Here is a 20730-nt window from a genome sequence, read left to right on the forward strand (position 1 = left end):
ATAAAATCCAACCATTTTCTTATTTTGAGTACCTTTCTTCATTAACGAACACTTGACATTCTCCATAATAAAACCGCTCCCCGAAAGAGGAGCGGTTTTACATTTAATTCATTCTTTCCAGCAGTTGTGCACCTACTTCTTGATTAACGGCCCCATCACCGCCGAGAACCGTAAATTTGTTTATACCGGTGTTGTCTATATAATTAAGAATTTCAGCAGGTATTTCGTTTTTCTTAACGAGGAGAATGGGTTCATTCAACTTAGCTGCCAATACAGAGCCCGTTAACGCATCCGCGAAATTGTAACCTGTTGCGACTATTGCAGCTTGATAAGTTACCTGCATTCCGTTTAGAAGAGCAGCTGCAGAGGCAAAACGATTTGTACCTGCGTAGCGTAGAGCGTTTGGCAGTTCCTGAACAACTTCCTCACTGACGACTCCTTCACCTCCAACAACAATGGTTTCCGGGACTCCTCTTACCATTCGTTCTGTTTCAGCTGGGAGCTCATCCTTCTCAGTAAGGAGAATTGGATAACCATTTCGGGCAGCGTAAGAAGCAGATGACAAGGCATCCGGGAATTTTTCACCATAGGAAACGATGGCTTTATCAAAGTGATCCTTCCCTTGCATCGATAAGAGCTCTTCAGCAATAGCTGCCGATGTTTCATAACGATTCGTGCCGGAAATCCTGGTCACACTCAGCCCCATGTTCTCCAAGGTGTTTTCTACTTTTTCTGAGACAGCCCCTTCTCCTCCCAGAATATATACGTTTTTAGCTTTTAACCGCTCGATTTCCTTTTTTGCCTCAGTGACTAAATAAGAAGTCCGTGTTAACAGAATCGGAGCATCTAATTGATAAGCAAGAGGAGAACCGGATAAAGCATCGGGAAAATTTTCACCCGTTGCTAAGACTACAGCTTCCGCCCCTTTATCCCATCCTTTTTTAGAAATGGCAGCAGCGGTGGCATACCTGCTGTTTCCTTTCAGGCGCTCAGGCTGGTCAAGCTGTCTTTGTACTTCTACTTTGTACTTCTGTTTCGACCAGTTACCATAATAATCTGAGATTCCTAAATAGTAGCTCCCAGGCTTTATATCAAAGGTGAACTGTTCAGGTTCTCCTTGTAAACCTTGATCGCTTGTCAAAGTTTTGTAGAGTTTTCCATCCTTCTTTTCATAGAGACGGACGGTAAGGTCCATAAATGATGCCGGATGAGTTACCGTTACAGACGCCTTTCCTGTGTATTTCACTTCAAGTTTCAACAGGTCCTGATCATTTGGAAAGTTTAATCCTTCTTTTGAAAAAGGGAGCTCTGTCATAAGCTCTGCGCTATTAAGGGAAAAACCTGCTCGATCCTCTCCAATATTCTTTAAAGACGCTGACACTGCCTTCTCCCCGTTGACTTCACCAAAGCCCGTTTCATTGTTAAATTCCTGCTTACTCATCGAATCTGTCCCATATTCAAGGGCAAATTCAACTTGAGAGGGTGTCCAGTCTTTATGTTTTGTCTTGATTAAAGCTGCCAGACCACTCACAACTGGAGCAGAAAATGACGTACCGCTCTTAAAATCATACGAACCATCTAAGCTCGTGCTGAACAGCTCCACTCCTGGTGCCATTAAATCTAAATGACCACCGTAGTTAGAGAAGCCGGCCTTAACAAACTTCCCGTTTCTCGTATCAGTTGCTCCAACGGCGATGACCCATGGGTACGCACCAGGATATTCGACCGTAGAACTGCCATCATTCCCTGCTGAGGCAACTAGAGTAATTCCTGCCTTGTGTGCATCCCACAAAGCAGCTTCGATTTCTTCGTTTGATTCATAACCACCAAAGCTCATATTAATAATATCGACATGCTTATCAATCGCGTAATAAATTCCTTTGACAATCGCATCGACAGACAAAATGTCTTCTTTACCGGTTTTTATCGGCAGTACGGAGATCCCCGGTGCGATTCCTGTAATGCCGCGGGTATTCGTATTAGCTGCAATAATTCCGGCTACTTGTGTACCATGACCTGCATTATCCTTAGGAGAACTTCCCGGTGAAGTAGCATTATACCCTTCTATAAGTCTGCCTTTAAGATCAGGATGATTTTCACTTACACCCGTATCAATGACTGCCACCTTTACTTCTTTACTTCCTCTTGAGATATTCCATGCGTCTTCCATTCCAATTAAATGTAAGTATTTTTGATTATCTTTGTAATATGTATCCTTAGGTAAAAAGTCTGTATGATAATAATGATTGGGCACAGCTGAAACTACTTCTTTAAGACTCTTCAATTTCCTGAGCGTTTTTTCGTAATCATATGAGTCAGGAACTTGTACCGTCACCAGGCTGAATTTTTTATTGAGTTCCTGCTTGTTCACCACATGGTATGTAGAAAAATTCAAGTCAGCATCCTGTTTTAATCTGAGGACGATTTCTCTGTCTTTTACGTTGTCAAGTCTTACTGACTCAACGTTTTGCGTAGACAGGGAGATTTTTGAATCTTCCCGCTGAATATTCTCGGATTCCTTTTTAAAACTTTCTATCGGTTTTTCCTGCTTCTTTGCAGCTGCATTCGAAGTCCCTGATAAAATAATAAATGAAAATAGGACTATCATTGCGCATCTTAAGCCAAACCTACTCACGTAATTCCACCTTTCTTCGTTACATTTTATCTTTTGTTACCTCTTTCATTATACATGAATCCTATGAGGAAAAGGGCACTGGGAGGGAATTAGTTCCTGATATTAAATAACCAGAATCATAGGATTACCTTCCTATTTTACAAAAAAAGAATGAAGCTCAGCTATTGAGCTTCATCCACTTTTTCCAGTGACTATAGTCGTGAACGGCTACTCCTCCGTAACCAGGATGACCTTTGAATTCTTTCTTTAAATCATTCAGTTCTCTGTTCATTTTGATCGGACTGCTGTCGTAAAACGTAGTATGCTTTCCTTCATCCGTATTAATGACATTTACTCCGATAATCACTGACTTCTTCTGATTGGCTGCCGTTTCAACTAGAGGAGTCACAAGATGTTTAATTCCATTTTTCCCATTAGTTGAATCACGATAAGCCATGATTGTAATGGAATCCAAGTGCCCGACCATCCATTCACCTAGGCTTTCATGAGTTTTCGCAACTTCCACTTGATTCAACCAAAATGGAAAATCGCCACTGACGTGCAAATCTGTTCCCTGCTTTATTTTGTCCTTCAAGTACTCCATATTACCAACCCACTGGTTTACGACCTCCTGCTGGTTCCTTTCCCATTCCGGAAGCAGATACGGTTCAATATCTAAATGCACGCCTTTAAACTGTTGATCTTTCCGGGATTCATCGTTGTAGTTTTTAATACGATCCGCAAACTTATCCAGGCTTTTCCGGTTATCCTCAAGTCCCCAGCTTGGATCGCCTCCAAGAGCATAGACTTCAATATTTTCTGAACTCGCTTCTTTAATAAAAGTCTGGTAAGCTTCTTCATCAAACTTCTTTAGGCTTACATGCAGATAAATGAGATTCACATTCTTGTCCTTCGCAAATTCAATGGTTTCTTCTTCTTTCCCTTTGATTTGGGAAACATCCCATATCCAAGTGGCTGTCGTTTTTGGTTTTTCCAACAATTGTACCGCTGCATATATAACGATCCCAATAATAAGCACGGCTATAGGAATAAGCTTGTAGTGTTTTTTTAGTCGTTTCATAGTTTTTATAAAGAAAGATCCTTCAGGACGAACGCCCTGAAAGATCCTCCTCCTTTCCTAGAATTAAACATATGGAATGGCGCTGATGTCGTTGGTCATTGAAAAGTTTTGAATTTTAGTATTATGATCACATCGATAGTCGATCAAATCTACGTTCGGACCAATCACACACTTTTCTCCAATCCTCGTATGACCTCTCAGGTAGGAATGTGGTTGAATTACGGTGTCTTTTCCTATGGTTACTTCTGTTTCTATATACGTCGAATCGGGATCAATAATCGTTACTCCATTTTTCATATGTCCAACCAAGATGCGCTTTTGAAGGATTTTTTCTGCTCTCGCCAGTTGAGTTCTATCATTGATTCCAAATCCCTCTTCAAGGTTATGAACTCCGATCGCTGCAATCTTTCGGCCTTGTTCTTTAAGAATTTCGATGACATCAGGCAGATAATATTCTCCCTGGCTGTTATCGGAAGAAACTTGCTCAAGGGACGCAAATAAGAGCTCATTGTCAAAGCAGAAGATGCCTGTGTTCACTTCTTGAATCTGAAGTTCTTTCTCATCAGCATCTTTATGCTCGACAATCCTCTCTACCCCGCCTTGATCATTTCGAACAATTCTGCCATAACCGGAAGGATCCTCTGGAGACATCGTGATCACAGTAGCCGCTGCTTTAGACTCTTCATGATAATCAAAGCATCTTTCCAGTGTTTCACTGGTAATGAGCGGAGTGTCTCCTGTGATTACTAAGGTTGTTCCTTTTTTATCTTCCAGAAGACTGGAACTCATTTTTACGGCATGAGCAGTCCCCAGCTGTTCCTCCTGAAAAGCATAGTGAACTGAAGGACCGATCTTATTTTTCACCATTTCACTTTGATGCCCAACGATCGTAATGATTTCTTTAACACCGGTGGCCGTTAACTGATCAATCACATGCTGAACCATTGGCTGGCCGCATATCGTATGAAGAACTTTCGGCAAATCCGACTTCATTCGTGTCCCTTTTCCTGCCGCTAAGATGACGGCGAATCTCTGCATCACGATATTTCCTCCATTCTTTTCATCCTCTTTATTAGGCAAGACGACGAGTGTTAATATGATGATCCTGGTAGATTGGCTCCAGCCCTTGCATGACTTCCTTCATCATTTGCTGATCGTTTTGGATTTGGTTTTTCTCCACTTTTTCATGAATTCCTTCCATGATTTCCAGTAAAGTATCCTTGTCCAAACGCGTCTCTTTGCGTTCTGCTGTTAACGTCATTTATTCCACCGTCACACTCTTAGCTAGATTTCTAGGCTTGTCTACATCATTACCTAATGCTAAAGAAGTGTAATAGGCAATTAATTGCAGTGGGATTACGGTTAATAAAGGCGTAAGAATGGAGAAAGCAGCTGGGATGAAACACGTTTCATCTACGTAATCCCAGATTTTCATATCTCCTTCAACCGCAATACCAAGAACTTGTGCGCCACGCGCTTTTACCTCTTTAATATTTCCGAGCATTTTCTCACTTACAGCTTCTTGAGTCATTAATGCCACTACAGGAGTCCCTTCTTCAATCAAAGCAAGAGTCCCGTGCTTTAATTCGCCCGCTGCATACGCTTCAGAATGAATATAAGAGATTTCTTTAAGTTTAAGAGATCCTTCAAGAGATACAGCATGATCTGCTCCTCTCCCAAGGAAGAACACGCTGTCTGCATCTTTGATGGATTCTCCGTACCATTGAATTCCTTTGGTATGTTCAAGAATTTCTTCTATTTTCTCCGGAATGGCTGTAATAGCCTCTACCAGCTGTTCCTTAAATTCATCATTTAAAGTTCCTTTGGCTTCGGAAAGGTAAATGCCTAACAGATAAAACGACAGCACTTGAGTCGTATAAGCTTTCGTAGAAGCAACCGCAATTTCCGGTCCTGCCATAGTTAATATGACTTCATCCGCTTCCCGAGCAATAGAACTTCCTACTACATTCGTAATCGCAAGTACATGGGCACCTAAGTGCTGGCTTTGTCTTAATGCTGCTAGAGTATCCGCTGTTTCTCCGGATTGGCTGACTACAATGACGAGTGTTTTTTCATCAATAATCGGATTTCGATAACGGAATTCAGAAGCTACTTCGACCTCTACTGGAATTCTTGTTAATTCTTCGATCACATGCTTACCGATCAGGCCGGCATGATAAGCTGTTCCGCAAGCGACAATAGAAATCTTATTCCAATTTTTGATTTGTTCATGCGTCCAGTTTAATTCTTCAAATTCAACTTGTTTAGCTTCCTTATTTAAGCGCCCTGTCATCGTCTTTTCCAAAGCTTTCGGCTGTTCAAAAATTTCTTTCAGCATAAAATGATCGTAACCATTTTTCTCGGCCTGTTCCATATCCCAGTTGACTTTAAATATTTCACGCTGAATCGAATTCCCGGAATCTACTCCTAAAAGAGTGACCTCTTCAGGAGTAATGACGGCCATTTCCCCATCGTTAAGAATGTACACGTCACGAGTATATTCTAATACTGCTGGAATATCTGAACTGATGAGGTTTTCTTCTTCGCCAGCCCCGATGATTAATGGGCTGTCCTGCCGTACGGCATAGAGCTTTTCAGGTTCATATTGGGAAACAATCCCTAGTGCATAGGCACCTTCAAGCTCACGAACTACTTTTTGAATAGTAGATACCATATTTCCATCAAACAGATCAGAGAACAAGTGGGAGATTACCTCGGAGTCAGTTTCTGATTGAAATTTATATCCTTTTTCAATCAGGTCTTTTTTAATTTGCAGGTAATTTTCAATGATTCCGTTATGAACAACAGCAAATTCTTTTTGAGAATCGGTGTGGGGATGGGAGTTCTCATTCGATGGGCGTCCATGCGTCGCCCACCGTGTATGACCAATCCCTACAGTCCCTGCAACTGGAGATTCTTTCACTTGACTATCAAGATCAGAAAGTCTTCCTTCTGTTTTTCTTACATGAACGGATTCACCGTCATGAACTGCTATCCCTACTGAATCGTAACCTCGATACTCAAGCTTTTTTAACCCTGCAGTTAGAATGTTTTGTGTCTGTTTCGTACCAATATAACCAATGATTCCGCACATATGTCTTCATCTCCCTTACATTAATAGTGATGGTGAAAAAAAGGCCCCGAGTTACAATGCAATAGAATTATGACGCTTGTTTACTTTCGTCGCCGTACCAAGCTTGTGGATATGCGGCTTATCAAATTCAGTAAACGCATTTCGTGTATCAACGATCGGTACTCCAAGTTCAGCTAGCTCTACATAATCAAAGTCGCTATGATTAGTCACTAGAACCATGCAGTCATACTGTTTGAAATTCTCTTTGTTATAAGAAACCGAATGAACAATTTCCCCGTCTCCACCAATGAAGCTGTGAGCATGTGGGTCATAGTAATCTACGTTTGCTCCGTTTTCTTTATAGATTTCATAAAGGTACAGACCTGGAGACTCTCTCAAATCACTAATGTTCGGCTTATAAGCCATCCCAAGAATGAGAATCTTTGAGCTATTGATGGAACGACCGTACAGGTTAAGGACTTGAGAAGTCTTCCCTGTTACGACTTCCGGCATGTTGTTATTAATAGATTGGGCAAGATCAATAAATTTACTATAAAAGCGGAATCCTTTTGCCTTCCATGATAGATACATAGGATCAAGCGGGATACAGTGACCTCCAATTCCAGGTCCTGGCTGAAACTTCATAAATCCAAATGGTTTGGTTGCAGCTGCATTAATGACTTCCCATACGTCAATATCCATCCGCTCACACATCATGGCAATTTCATTGACAAAGGCAATATTAATACTGCGGAATGTATTTTCCAGAAGCTTTGACATTTCGGCCACTTTAGGAGAAGAGACGCGTACCACATTGTCCAGCATATTGCCGTAAAGCTCGGCACCAAGCTCGCTGCACGTATCAGTCATACCTCCCATAACCTTTGGCATATTTTGAGTGTTGAACTGTTCATTACCAGGATCTACACGCTCCGGGGAATAGCATAAGAAAATATCTTTTCCGGATTCATAACCCATTTTGTGAAATTCCCTGTAAATAAGTTCTTCTGTAGTTCCAGGATAAGTCGTACTCTCCAAAGTAATGAGCATGCCTTTTTTCATATGAGGCTTCATATTCTCTATTACCCCGGTAATATAGGAAGTATCAGGATCCTGATTTTCACTTAAAGGGGTCGGAACACAAATGCTGACTGCGTCTAATTCTTTTACCACTTCGTAATTCGTCGTTGGGAGAAAGCGGTTGGTAGCAAGACAATGCTGCAGATCCTCATCTGAAACGTCATTAATATAGGATTCACCTTGTTGAAGGGATTGAACTTTATCTTCATCCAGGTCAATTCCACAGACCGTATAACCGGCTTTCACCATTTCTACCGCCAGCGGCAATCCGACATATCCCATGCCAACTACTCCTACATTAACTTTCTTCACATCAATTTTTTGCTTAAGTTGTTCAACATATCCCATTTCAAAGTCCCCTTTTCATAGAATTTATTATTCACTTACTGCTTCTGCTTTATTTTCAAGAACTTTCTTAATACGTGCTTCGAGCTCAATAAGCGAGAATGGTTTCGTAATATACTCCGAAACTCCATATTCAAAAGTCCGCTTAATATCATGCTCAAGCTGCTTGTTTGTCAGCACCATAATTTCAGAGGAACCTTTTGTATACGTATCAATATTTCTAATTTGATTAATAAATTGATACCCATTTAAAGCAGAAAGATTGATTTCAGTAATGACGAGGTCAGGAAGAATCTGTTCATATTTTTCAATCCCTTCTTTACCGTCAACAGCTGTATGAATGATGTAACCTTTTCTTTGGAAGTATGACTTTAACAACTGATGAATACTGTCATCACTGTCTACTAATAGGATGGATGGCTTCCAATCTTCTGTTCCAGACTGACTTGAATAAATGCGAATATCATGTTGTGTGGCTTTACTCTCTACCAGTTCCCATATCATGCTGAACAGCATTTGCTCGGATTGTTCCCGGCTTTTTGTGAAGCTGTTTACTAATATAGGTCCTCTAAGCTTGTCATGGTTTTCCAAATATTCTTTAACATGGAGAGAGTAATAATGAGTAAATCCAAGACTGCAGCCATCGAGGATGATTCCAGCCATACCTTCAGCACGGTCATAGCTGACTTGAACTTTTACTTCTTGTTCCTCTTGTTCCAGATGGTTTTTTAATTTATCCACCCAGCCTTGGTTCAAGTCTGCCCTGCAGATAATAACGCCGCATGAAACGCTGTTTGCCTGATAGTTTTGAATAAAATGGTTAAAGGTTTGAATAATCCTTGAACCTACATTTTCCTTTTGAGCCATTCTCCTTTACCTCCCTTATGGTTATGCTGACTTTTTGTTTTCCTCATCCCAGCTGGTTCGCACCATGGTACCCCATGAGTTGTTCTTTCTCATAAAATCAATATGTCCTAGAAAGCGCCATAAAATCCCAAGCTGGCGGTATCCAAAAAACATGAGGATCGTATAAAACAGCATTTTGAAATAGTGTCGAATTTTTGGATACCTTTGAAACGCCATTTCTTCTAACAACAACGACCCTAATCCAAGCAGGGTACCGTATAAAACGTTGATTAATCCAAACACAGCCATGATCTTCCAACCTGACATATCCATTAAGCTGTAGCCGACAAGTGCCAAAAAACCAGTAATTCTAAAATAAGGGCTGAGCGTTTCAAAAATTATATTGTAAGGAATGGTTAACCATCCCATTACTTTGTACTTCGGCCTCATAAACATATACATGCCTTCTTCAAGCATATTTTTCAGATTTCCGCGGCCCCAGCGTTTACGCTGACTGCCAAGAACCTTGAAGGTATCCGGCGCCTGCGTCCAGCAAACGGCATCCGGGCAGAAATCAATTTTATAAGGCAATTTATTATCCAGCATATACCGGTGAAGCTTGATGATAATGTTCATATCTTCCCCAGGGTAGCCGCCTCGATATCCGCCGACTTTGATGACATATTCTTTCTTGAAAACACCAAATGCACCAGAAACGATAATTAATCCATTGATCGCGCTCCATCCGATTCTTCCCCTAGAAAGGCTTTCATATATTCCACGGTTTGAAGCATAGGGAGCAGTTTCTTTGGAGGCTTTACTTTTTTCACCATGCCATTTTCTATGTGGCAGCCGTTGGCGATTCTGACATTCCCTCCAATAGCGACGGATTCTTCGGGATTTTCCATATACTTTCTCGCAATTCTGATTAGAGCATCCTGCTCAAGCAGGGAATCTGCATCGATGGAAGAAATAAGCGAATAATTCGAAACATTGATTCCTGCATTTAAAGAATCTGCTTTTCCGCCGTTTTCTTTATCCACAACGTACAGATTTGGAAAATCAGGATTGTAATAGATTCCCCGGACATCGGCTGTCTTAATGATTTTCTTAACCATTGAAGGTTTTTTGTAAGCGAGTTTAAATTCATCAATTAATACGTTCAACGTTTCGTCAGAGGAACCGTCGTTTACGACAATGACTTCAAATTCCGGGTAGTGAAGAGCAAGCAGGCAGCGTACATTTTCCTTAACCGTGAGCTCTTCATTAAAAGCCGGAACAAGTATTGAAATCGGCGGGACTTGCTTGGAGCCCGAAAGCGACTCATATTTTGAATAAACCGTTCCTTTAATAATTCCAAATATCTTCTTGAACGAAAAGAGAATGATAGTGAAGTAAATGCTGTTGATGGCCAGGACGTAATACATCGCGAATACTCCATAAGCCAGTAGAATCTCTCTCATCGAATGCTCCTTTCAAGTTATATAGCTTCCACAAGCGAACGATCTTTTCCGAAGAATTTTTTATACAGAAACTGCTTTTGGTTGAAATGATTTAGTTGCTCGACATCTTCTTCAGCGTTTTCATATTGGTCAAGTTCTTCGTGGACCGCATCCAAAGCGATTTTTGAGCCTGAGGCACTGTCCGTTTCCAATGCTGCTTTACAAAGAATCGAAAACCCAACGTTGCCAAGTCCAAGCAGACTCTTTGCACAAGTCCTTGCTACCTCAAGATTGCGGCTGTGAAGTCCTTCCTCCAGAAGTTCAGTAAACCGAAGCTGTTCCGTTTCGCCGATCCATTCGAAGATCAGCATCCGTACCTGGTCGTCGGTCGCTTTCGCAAGGGTAACTACTTCTTTCGCTGACAATGCCATGGATGCTGTTAGGATTTGGATGGTCAGCATTCTAGTAGCTTTGTCATTAGAAGTCATTAATTTCCTAACGGAGGCAGGTACTTCCGGCCCCACTTCATCCCGTAAACCTATAAGTCCGACTTTTATAAGAGCAGGGTTTTGGGAAGTGAGAAACCTGAAATAACACTCTTTTAAATCGACTGACGCTTCTTTCGCAATATCAGCAAGGAGCTGGTACGTACTCTTCTTACCGTCCGCCAGATATTCAAGCATCTCTCCCACTTCCTCCGGCTTCTCTGAAGCCTGGGCAATGGAGCGTCCGATGATGTAAATAGTAGAGTCAAATTTATTTTTTCGGAGCAGCGTGAACAAATGTGGAACTGCAGGTGTATGTCTCATCGTCCCAAGATAGTAAGCTGCATCGATGCGGTTAATATGCATCGAACTGTTCAGCCGTTTAAGATTAAAAGCTGTCAGTCCCATATCCTCACACAATTGAATGAGTTTTTCCTTGTGTATTCCTGATAATCGATTAATCCATTCGGAAAGCAGTTGCTGAAAGACTTTCCTTTCAAATTTATTTAAGGCACTTGCCGGCGGCTGAATGTCCTCTCTAAGGTCCATAGCTGTTTGTACGTAATCTAAATAATTTTGATGTTTCTGAAGACACTCCTGGGTTTTCTTTTCTTTTCTTATCTTGCCGATTTTTATTGTCAAAGTAATCGCCATGATCACTGCCATAAGAGTGAGCAGAATGACAGCCATTCCCATAGCTAGCTCTAGATTTACAAACATAATATCCTCCTCCTTCCGCTAATCTATTGATTGAAATGCTTTTTTTAATAGTTTATAGCCTGCTTTTTTCCGTTCTGTGTACTTTACCTTGTCCCAGTTGTCCCACTGATAGCTTTCAAAGTCAGATACTTGAATGGTATCCATTCCAGCGTAGTCCTCGACTCCGCTCTCTTTTTTTACCATCCACGGCACGAATGTAATGCCTTTGGCAGTGGCCATAGGTAATTTTTCAGCATTCGCAGATTTTTCTTTATAACTCACAACCTGGTGTCTGCTAGGATCTGAAAATCCTAACAACGCCCAGGGGATTTTCATTTCAATGATGTCGTCTTTTATTTGCCAAAGAGCCTGTGCACTCGGATTGTCCAATTGTGCTTTTTGCATGTTTCCGACGACAGTTTCTTTAAACGGAAGCGACATATTGGCTTGCGGGGGCTCTAATTTATGACTAACCGCTAATCTCCACGGTTCAAAGCAATTGTTGTTATTACAAGTGGAATCGGCTTCCTCGTAGAGACGCTGGTGGAAATCATAATCAGAAGCTATGCGAATTTCTCCCTCTTTTCCTAGATGAATTAATGTTTCCAAACCTTTGCTTAGTTTCTTTCCTTTCAGCTGCTCAGGCTGCTGAATTCCCCCGTCAATCGTGTCAACTCCAAAGTAGAGCGTATCTTCTTCAGGCTCAAAGGAGCGAGCCAGCTTAGCTGTGATATAAACAAATCCCTCATCATGGCTCACTTGCATACGATTAATAGTATTGGAAGACACATCCATTTTTTGCTTTTCATCATCCGGCAGCTTTTCCCAGTCCTGCTGCTTGCCGTCAATTTTAATTTCATCTGTCTTTTCAGGATCCATCGCAAGCACACCAAAGGACATTTCAGGAGATAAATCATTGTACCAGCGTGGTCTGCTGCTCGATTTGACAAATGGCATTGTATTCCATGTTTTCTTAAACCACTCATCCTGCCAGCTGAACAGAACGGCTCCTGCATAACCTTCGTTGTGAATTTCTTTTAATAAAGCGGCATCTTGTTTTCCTTGTTCCTTCTCACTGTGGCCGCCCTGATCTCGACCAAGATTTCCAAAATGTGCATTACCAAGTGATGAAGGAACACCAAATTCTGTAATCATGACGGGGATATCTTTATGATATTTTTTTAGATCCTGCAAGTAGCCTTTATAAGTATCTGTTTTACCTTGACTATTTTTTACATCCTCATATTTATCCGTCTCGTTTAAAAAATCCGGATAGTAAGGATAAGCGTGAAAAGAAGCAAAATAACCCGCCTGCCAATTTTCCACGTTTAAATGAGTGGCATCTACACTTACGGAATCTTCACTCGGTAGAGGTTCATTCGGATGTTCAAGAGGATCAGTGGTGATCCAGTTCGTAAATGTTAACGGATGCTGCCAGCCCTTAATAGCTTCTTTTCGTGCCGTGTAGTTCAGAAGCTCGGCAAGCCAGCTTTCGAATGGAGAAGCTGCTTTCTTTGCCGATATCTTTGATCCGTTAAAAACTTTTGCTTGTTGATTTTTTTGATTGGTACTCTTCACAATTTTAGGATTCCATTCTGTCCCAACGTGCCAAGCTATTAAATACGGGCTTGCATCCGCTGTGTATTTTCCACTAGCCTTTCCAGGATTATCCGGAAGCGTCACACTTCCATAAACAGCTCCAATAGCATGATCGATCTCTTTTTTAAATGCTTTTGTAACTTCTTCTGAAGAGGCATTCTTAGTTTTATTCATCAAGTTGACGGGAGACCATATGCCTTGCATGAAATAGAGTGGATCGTCCTTATTATCCTCGTTGAATTCCACAAGCGCCTCGTAAAACACAGGTTTATGAATGGTATAAATGCGTATGGTGTTGACCCCCATATCTTGAATCATCTGAAACCAATTCATATAATCTTTTTTCGATATGGGCATCTCACCTGGGAAATGTCCAGGTAAAGTAGCTCCAAGATTTACTCCTTTTATAAAAAATGGAGACCATGATCCATCCTTGTAGATTTGAATTTTTTTATCTGACGTCTTGAATTTGATGTGTGTGCCGTCTTGAATCTGTTTGCTCTCTGTTACAGATTGCGTACTGAGAAACACATAGCTCCCAATTCCAATAATCACGAGTAATATGGCAGCTGCTTTACCCTTCCACTTCACCTTTTTCTTCCCCCTTTCATAAAAACTCCTGAAATATTCCCAATAAATTACCAGTTGAAAAATTAATACCAAACGGTTAACTTGAAATTGTCATTTTCTTTGCCCACATTTAACCTATCACGGACCAACCGTACGTTCATCGAAAACTAAAGTTCGGAACTCCGAATTTCTATTTCGGTACCCCCACATTTTCAGACCCGGTTTTTGGATTTTTTCCAAACTTTGCGAAATGTGCATGGATCATAAAAAGACCAAGCTTACAATAAATGAAACGCTTACTTTTTTTGCCCTTGATCCTCAGGGAAACCCCGGACATACCGAAACGAAACGCGCACATACCAAACGAAGTTGAACGGTACTTTTAAAGAAGACGATTGGTAAAAAATTCTACTTGGAGGGTAAAATAATGAAGCAAACGATGATCCCCTTGATTCTTCTACTCAGTTTTTCCTGGGTTTTAGCAGGTTTTTCAAATCCTGATCAACACCATAAAGCGATGTGGGTAGAAAAATCAGAATGGAACAAAGAAACGGATAACCTATTATCTAAAGCTAAATCAAACGATATCGATGTTCTTTACTTGAAAGCCAATACCGACATCCCAGCAGATCAATACCAACAATTTATTCAAAAAGCATCCAATAATGGGATCGCTGTTCACGCTTTAAATGGAGAACCTTCTTGGGCGCTGAAAGAGAACCAAGGTAAAATAAAATCCTTCATCCAATGGGTAAAGGATTATAACCAGTCCGCAGCCAAGAATGAAAAATTTAAAGGGGTTCACTTTAAAATTCAACCTCAATATTTAAGTGAATGGTACAGTAATGCAAAAGATGTAAGGAAGCAATGGAAGAATAATGTCACATTCATAAACGAGCAGACCGCTGACAGCAGTTTGGAAGTTAGTGCTTCAATTCCTTTCTGGCTGGACAACACCCCGACCCCGGGAAACAGTGACGTCCCGTTCAGCACCTGGCTAATTAAACATTTTGACCATACGGCCATTCTTGCCTATCGGGATACACTGGAAGGGGACAATGGCATTGTCACTCTTGTAAAAGATGAGCTGAATGCAGCAGATAAAGCAGGGAAACAAATCATGGTCGGTGTTACATTGAAGGATACCGGAGACGATTACACGACCTTTTATGAGGAAGGCGTAGATGACATGGACATGCATCTTTCGTTGATCGATGAGTACCTTGGCAAATGGTCCTCTTATGTAGGAAAAGCCATTGATAACTTTAAATCCTATCAAGTGAAGGCAGCTGAAAAGGAAACGCCTTCAGCGGAATCTGAGGATACTAAAAAACGGGGCACGTACATCTGGCACGCAGACACCTTGATTTCCGAGCAGGACAGCATTATCGAATTTGCTAAAGAAAAAAATATTAATATGCTGTATACAAGACTGGATCTTACTCAGCCGTTTAGTGCTTATCAGGATTTCGTAGAGAAAGCGACAAAAGCAGGAATTGAAGTTCATGCCATGGGCGGGCACCCTACTTGGGCACTTGAAGAAGGAAAACCTCATATTGAAAAGCTTGTAAACTATGTAAAAGACTACAACAGCCAGTCTGCTGACAGTCAGAAATTCACAGGAATACACTTGGATATTGAACCGTATGTAAACCCGCAATGGACTTCTAACGAGCAGGAAGTTCTTAAATCCTGGATGAAAAATATTACTATGTTTGAAGAGGAAACGAATAAAGCAAATTTAGAGTCCAGTATGGATCTAGCCATGTGGTTTGATGATACGAAGACTCCTGGTCACCCGGACACACCATTTAATAAATGGGTCATCGAAACGGTCGACCATGCTTCTGTGATGGCCTTTAGAGACTTCGCTGAAGGTTCAGGCGGAATCGTGGACATGGCTGAAGACGAAGTGAAGTATGCAGACGAACTAGGAAAGGATATTATTATTTCCGTGGAAATGAAAGATGTTCAAAATAAGGACATCACATTCCATGACGAAGGAAAAGAAAAAATGAAAAAACAGCTTCATACTGTAGAAGATAATTTAAGCAAATATTCTTCTTATAACGGTTACTCTATCCACGCTTATAAGTATTGGAAAAGCGCTAAAGAATAAGCTGTTTTGAATTCATTTAAGGCTGTCGGGATAGTTCTCGACAGCCTTTTTTTCATTGGGTATTTCCATAGCTTAGTCCGCACTTCTGTACACAAAAACGTGCAGAGAAATTCTCTGCACGTCAGCGTTGTGGGGAAACCATCCTCTTTCCTCAAGATTTTCATTTTGCCATCAGGAGCGAATGATTCTTTCCTTTGTACTTGAAGTGGCTTTTTCTAATCTATTTCTTCTGGAAGAATGCCCCATTGTTTCGATTTCAGTACTGCTTCGGCTCTCGTTTTCACCTGCAGCTTTTTAAAGATTTCTGTCAGATTATATTCGATGGTTCGAGGGCTTTTGAAAAATTCTTTAGCAATTTCCTTGTTGCTTTTTCCCTTTGCTACTTCTTTCAAAATTTCCTGTTCTTTAGAGGTTATGGAAACCTCCTCCATCATATCCTTGCTTTGTTTTTCCTCTTCCACACGTACTTCCATTTTTCGAAGCTGAGCGAATAAGGAGACAGGCACAATTGATTTCCCTTGAATGCCGCATCGAATGGCCTGAATCAGATTCTCTCTTGATTCGGTTTTACTAATAAATCCTGAAACCCCCGCTTCAACTAACGTATTGAAATACGGTCCAATATCATAGCCGGTATAAATAAGGATCGGGTTCTCATTTCCTGTTGAACGCATTTTCTTACTTAATTCAATTCCATTCATTCCCGACATTCTAAGATCAAGCAGCATAATATCAAACGTTTTCTTTCCAATGATTTCAAGTGCCTCCCCTGGAGACTCCACATTCGTTACAATCATATCTTCTTCTTTCTCAATCATGAGTTTCGTCCCCGCTCCTACAGAAGGGTGATCATCCACCAATAGAATTTCTATCATACCTATCTTCCTTTCCTTACATTACTTCAAAGAAATTCTTCATCCGTAAATCCGCCCGGAGAAGAATGGCAATTTCGACTCCGTCACCGGAAGAAAACATTTCCATACTGCCTTGCATGCTGTTTACACGCTGTTTAATCCCAGCTAAGCCCATACTTTTGGAAGATTGATTAGCAGGATCATTTTGAAAACCCACTCCATCATCTTCATAGTTAAGAATGACTAATTCGCCTTCACTTTTTAAATCTAAGGTGACTTTACTTGCTTTGGAATGTTTGGATGCATTATTGATAAGTTCCTGTACAATACGGTAGATGGTAAGGGACTGATCGTCCCCCAGGTTCGCAGTAAAATGACTGGAAGTAAACGTTATCTCAAACTGTTCTCTCCCCTGATGCCGGTGTATTAAATAAGTGAGCGCTTCTACTACCCCGGTTTCTTTTAGAAAAGGAGGCCTTAGCAGGGTACAGGTTTCCCTGATCTGCTGAACGACACCAAGCAATCCTTCACGTATTTGCTCGAGATGTGGAGTATAGTGGACTGGAAAACTCTTATCTTCGATAAATTCATCAATTTTCCGGTACCACACTAATTGCTCCTGCAAAGCAGAGTCATGAAGATCACTGGCAAGCCTGGACCTCTCTTTTTCCGACAAATTAAACAGTAAACGCAGCATCCAAGCTGGAGTATCCTGCTGCTGATGCATGGATTGTTTTAATTCTTCCGTTACTCCTTCAATAAGCAGAAAATTCTCATAGACCATGCTTGTATAATGGGATAAAGTTTTCAACCACCTTTGTTCATCCTGGTTGAAAGGCGTATAATTAATTTTTTGGTCGATCCAAAGAAGTCTGATTGATTCCTGCCTTTCACTTATGACGTAGCATATCCCCTGGTCAACGAAGAAAGAATCACTCGTCTTAAGCTCCGCTTGTTTATAATGAAGAAAACTTTTTATAAGCTGGATTGGAAATTCATAGTCCCCATTTTCCAGTTTCACAAAGCCATCTTTTTTTCGATAAGTTAATAGAGATACTGAATTTACAGGCAGCACATCCCTGATCTCTTCTACTAATCTTAGATCCAGTTCTTCCCGTTTGACGATCTTGGATAAGTCCTTTGCAAAACGGTCAATACTCATTTGGAAATTAAATTTGTCCCTGAACAATAATGGTCGTAAGTTCAGCTTTTCCTCTAAATAGAAAAAAACGACCATGGAGACGTAAATAATGATCATCAGTCTCGCCCACTGAATCCAAGTTAAATTCACAAAAAATACAAAGAGACCGACAATAATCGTCGTTAAAAGTAAAGAAACAAGGGAGTAATAGCGAAGTCTGCTGTTAATAAAGTCAATATCGAAAATTCGGTTTGTCATAACCAAATAAAAGAAAAAGATCGGCAGAAAAATCAAAAATGCAGCAGTCACTGAAGGAGGAAGCAGTTCCACCCCAAAGATCGTACTAGGAAGCACCGTCAAAAAGATAAATGGAAAAAAAGAAATGATAATACTAAAAATCGTATTTTGAAAAATGGGCTTATGTATGGTTTTTCTGAAACGAAAATAATAATACAAAAGCAGGAATAAACCAAGCAGCATTTCTAAAGAAAACAGCATCAGCTGAAGGTTTCGAATAATGGAATAGACACCACCGATGAAAACAAACATAGAAATCGTATCTAAAAGTACAGTGGTCAAGTTGATGATGTAAAGAAACAGCAGCAGACGCCCTTGAATCAGTTTAATATTGTATCTGGCAAAGTATTGATAATAAAAATGCAAAAACAGGACTGGAACACACAGTAAGGAAAACCCATTCATAAACCTTCCGATATAATCCGTACGTGCAGAGGCTCCGGCACTTAAGTAACCCAATCCTACTGCAAGCAGCAACGCGATCAGGTAAAGAGAGAGCTTTTCATTATTTTTTTTATAATAAATATATACCGACAAGACAAATAATACAGTAAACACTAGAAAAGGGATGACCGTGTGATAGAGCAAAGTGTTGTAATTCAATGGTTCCTGAACTTTATATTCCAACACTTCTCCGTCTCTCAAGACCTTTAACTGATCCAATTTGCCAATGACCCCATATTTCTTAATTGAGGAGTAGAATTCAGGGGGCTGATGGTTTACTTCAAGGACGATATCGTCCGGTTCAACCTTTCGCTTTTCAGCCCATCCTATTTGGTCTACAGCAGTAATCTTCCACTGATCATCTTCTGTTTTTTTAACATCAATCCCTGCATACGTAACGGAAAGAGTAACGTATATTAAATAAAGTGCGATTAAGCAAATACCCGCAAAAAAAAAGATCGGTTTCTTGTTGTCTACTTTTTTCATACCCTTCCCCCTGACACAATAGATAAGAAAAAGCCAGAAGGACTCTGGCTTTTTCTCAGGTTATTTATTTCCAGTAGCACATTTCGATATTTAAGCCGTTTTGATCTTCGTCTCTTAATACATCAAGCAGAGCCGTTTTTTCTAGTTCGGAAACCCCTACGAGACTAAGCTGCCCGTTCTCCAATTTCTCAAGAAGATTGGGATGGTTCCCTACATATTCCATCATATTCTTTAACATGATTTTTCCTCCTTTATTTAAAACCATCGACTTAAGTGTCTTCCAAGACACTTCTCAGCTTTGCTTTCCATTCATTCTCAGCTTCTAAATCATCGGCAAGTTGAACGGCTTTTAATTGGTAAAGCCTTTTTACTACTTTTGTGTATTTCAAAGATGATGAATTTTCAAGCCATTGAAACAACTGGTTCTTCTTCTCTAACAGCATTTCCTTCGTAATCGTTCCTCTATAATAATCTCTAATCCATTGAGCTTGCGGCTCCTTCTCTTGTAACAAGTAAAGGATAGGTAGAGTTTTTTTCTTATGAAGTAAATCATTTTTTTCATCTACTCTAAGAACGTCATGGAGATCATTATTCAGCTGTGCAGCAATTCCTAAGTACTCTGAATAACGTTTGATAATTTCAAACTGCTTTTTAGTAGCGCTGACAGCCCCTAACAGGGAAGCACATGCCATTAGTGAACCAGATTTTTCTTTAACCATTTGCAAATACCCATCCTCGGATTGAACGTCAGCTGCTAAGTCTTGATGCTGTCCTTGAACAGCTTTTAGAACTTGTTGATGTAAAAGCGAAAGAGACCTTTCTTTGATGTTCTCTTCCACAGGAGCTTTATGGAGAATATTCATACTTAACATAAGCAGACCTGTAGCAATATTCATAGTTGAAGCGTAAGGGGACTGAGTCCAGGGCTTATCCCGGGTATCTTGATCCTGCAAATCATCAAAAATATCCAAGGCAAGGATTAACACTTCCACAGCTGCTGAAGAATGAAGAGAAGTTAATTCGGTCGGATTGAAAAACATCTCGCTATGAAGGTAAGTTAAGGCAGAAAACGAGAAACCTTCCTCCCGTTTATATCGAATAAATGCAGCTGCCTCATTGACAAGTGACTCGTTCCTCCATGTTCTCTGTAACGAATGGATCATAACCTCTTCCATGGCCACAGCAGTATGGCTAGGAATCCTTCCCATACGTCACCTCCTATTCAAATGAGATGAACAATTTCACGGATAAGATTATCATACAATGTATACAGTGAATAGGTAGTAAAGTATTACGAAGATAGTAAGAAACGCTCGTTTATTGACGAATAATAAATGTCATAAACTGTAATAAAAGTTCGGAAGGATTTGGTAAATAAAGCGTTTTCTATTACAAATAAATAAAGTTATGTAACAAATGTGTAATTTAATCTCCCTCCTCTATTTCGTTAGCGTGTTAAAATAAAAGATATATTAAATATGTATCTTAAGGCAACTTTCCACGATTCCCCCGATTTCTAATTTGATTTATTTTGAATCTATTTTTTAATTCCTTG

General features: G+C 40.4%; 14 protein-coding genes and 1 pseudogene. 1 reads left to right on the top strand and 14 read right to left on the bottom strand.

Annotated features, from left to right (window positions below; translation table 11 throughout):
- Positions 1 to 103: 103 nt before the first annotated feature.
- From MUN89_RS18900 to MUN89_RS18945, 10 genes and pseudogenes are all read right to left on the bottom strand, one after another.
- Positions 104 to 2635, bottom strand: a complete 2532-nt coding sequence (locus MUN89_RS18900) for a cell wall-binding repeat-containing protein (protein WP_244709445.1) — start codon at positions 2633 to 2635, stop codon at positions 104 to 106.
- Positions 2636 to 2792: 157 nt separating this feature from the next.
- Positions 2793 to 3695: a hypothetical protein gene (locus MUN89_RS18905; RefSeq protein WP_244709447.1), complete on the bottom strand. Its 903-nt coding sequence runs from the start codon at positions 3693 to 3695 to the stop codon at positions 2793 to 2795.
- Between the two features lie 63 nt (positions 3696 to 3758).
- On the bottom strand, positions 3759 to 4733 hold the full coding sequence (gene glmU / locus MUN89_RS18910; RefSeq protein ID WP_244713943.1) for a bifunctional UDP-N-acetylglucosamine diphosphorylase/glucosamine-1-phosphate N-acetyltransferase GlmU: 975 nt from the start codon (positions 4731 to 4733) through the stop codon (positions 3759 to 3761).
- Between the two features lie 34 nt (positions 4734 to 4767).
- Positions 4768 to 4956 carry a hypothetical protein gene (locus MUN89_RS18915; protein ID WP_244709449.1) on the bottom strand — a complete coding sequence of 63 codons (189 nt, stop codon included), beginning with the start codon at positions 4954 to 4956 and terminating at the stop codon, positions 4768 to 4770.
- Positions 4957 to 6789 (bottom strand): glutamine--fructose-6-phosphate transaminase (isomerizing), encoded by a 1833-nt coding sequence (glmS, locus tag MUN89_RS18920; RefSeq protein ID WP_244709451.1) that lies wholly within the window; start codon positions 6787 to 6789, stop codon positions 4957 to 4959.
- Between the two features lie 51 nt (positions 6790 to 6840).
- A complete protein-coding gene (locus MUN89_RS18925) occupies positions 6841 to 8196 on the bottom strand; it encodes a nucleotide sugar dehydrogenase (protein ID WP_244709453.1) in 1356 nt (451 codons plus the stop codon).
- A gap of 27 nt (positions 8197 to 8223) precedes the next feature.
- Positions 8224 to 9060, bottom strand: coding sequence for a response regulator transcription factor (locus tag MUN89_RS18930; protein WP_244709455.1), 837 nt, complete (start codon positions 9058 to 9060; stop codon positions 8224 to 8226).
- Between the two features lie 21 nt (positions 9061 to 9081).
- Positions 9082 to 10502, bottom strand: a pseudogene (locus MUN89_RS18935) (glycosyltransferase family 2 protein).
- A gap of 17 nt (positions 10503 to 10519) precedes the next feature.
- Positions 10520 to 11686 (bottom strand): hypothetical protein, encoded by a 1167-nt coding sequence (locus tag MUN89_RS18940; protein ID WP_244709457.1) that lies wholly within the window; start codon positions 11684 to 11686, stop codon positions 10520 to 10522.
- 18 nt (positions 11687 to 11704) lie between these two features.
- Positions 11705 to 13855, bottom strand: a complete 2151-nt coding sequence (locus MUN89_RS18945; protein ID WP_244709459.1) for a hypothetical protein — start codon at positions 13853 to 13855, stop codon at positions 11705 to 11707.
- Between the two features lie 406 nt (positions 13856 to 14261).
- Between MUN89_RS18945 and MUN89_RS18950 the strand changes: the two genes are divergently transcribed.
- Positions 14262 to 15953: a hypothetical protein gene (locus tag MUN89_RS18950; RefSeq protein ID WP_244709461.1), complete on the top strand. Its 1692-nt coding sequence runs from the start codon at positions 14262 to 14264 to the stop codon at positions 15951 to 15953.
- A 215-nt stretch (positions 15954 to 16168) separates the two neighbouring features.
- Here the strand turns inward: MUN89_RS18950 and MUN89_RS18955 are convergent, their stop codons facing one another.
- From MUN89_RS18955 to MUN89_RS18970, 4 genes are all read right to left on the bottom strand, one after another.
- Complete coding sequence (locus MUN89_RS18955) at positions 16169 to 16828, bottom strand: response regulator transcription factor (RefSeq protein WP_244709462.1); 660 nt, start codon at positions 16826 to 16828, stop codon at positions 16169 to 16171.
- A gap of 16 nt (positions 16829 to 16844) precedes the next feature.
- Entirely contained in the window at positions 16845 to 19175 is a 2331-nt protein-coding gene (locus MUN89_RS18960) for a sensor histidine kinase (protein ID WP_244709464.1), read from the bottom strand.
- 64 nt (positions 19176 to 19239) lie between these two features.
- Positions 19240 to 19413 (bottom strand): competence pheromone ComX, encoded by a 174-nt coding sequence (gene comX / locus MUN89_RS18965; protein WP_244709466.1) that lies wholly within the window; start codon positions 19411 to 19413, stop codon positions 19240 to 19242.
- A 31-nt stretch (positions 19414 to 19444) separates the two neighbouring features.
- Positions 19445 to 20383 carry a polyprenyl synthetase family protein gene (locus tag MUN89_RS18970; protein WP_244709468.1) on the bottom strand — a complete coding sequence of 313 codons (939 nt, stop codon included), beginning with the start codon at positions 20381 to 20383 and terminating at the stop codon, positions 19445 to 19447.
- Between the last annotated feature and the right edge of the window lie 347 nt (positions 20384 to 20730).

It is taken from the genome of Halobacillus salinarum (genome assembly GCF_022919095.1).
Taxonomy (GTDB): Bacteria; Bacillota; Bacilli; order Bacillales; family Halobacillaceae; genus Halobacillus_B; species Halobacillus_B salinarum.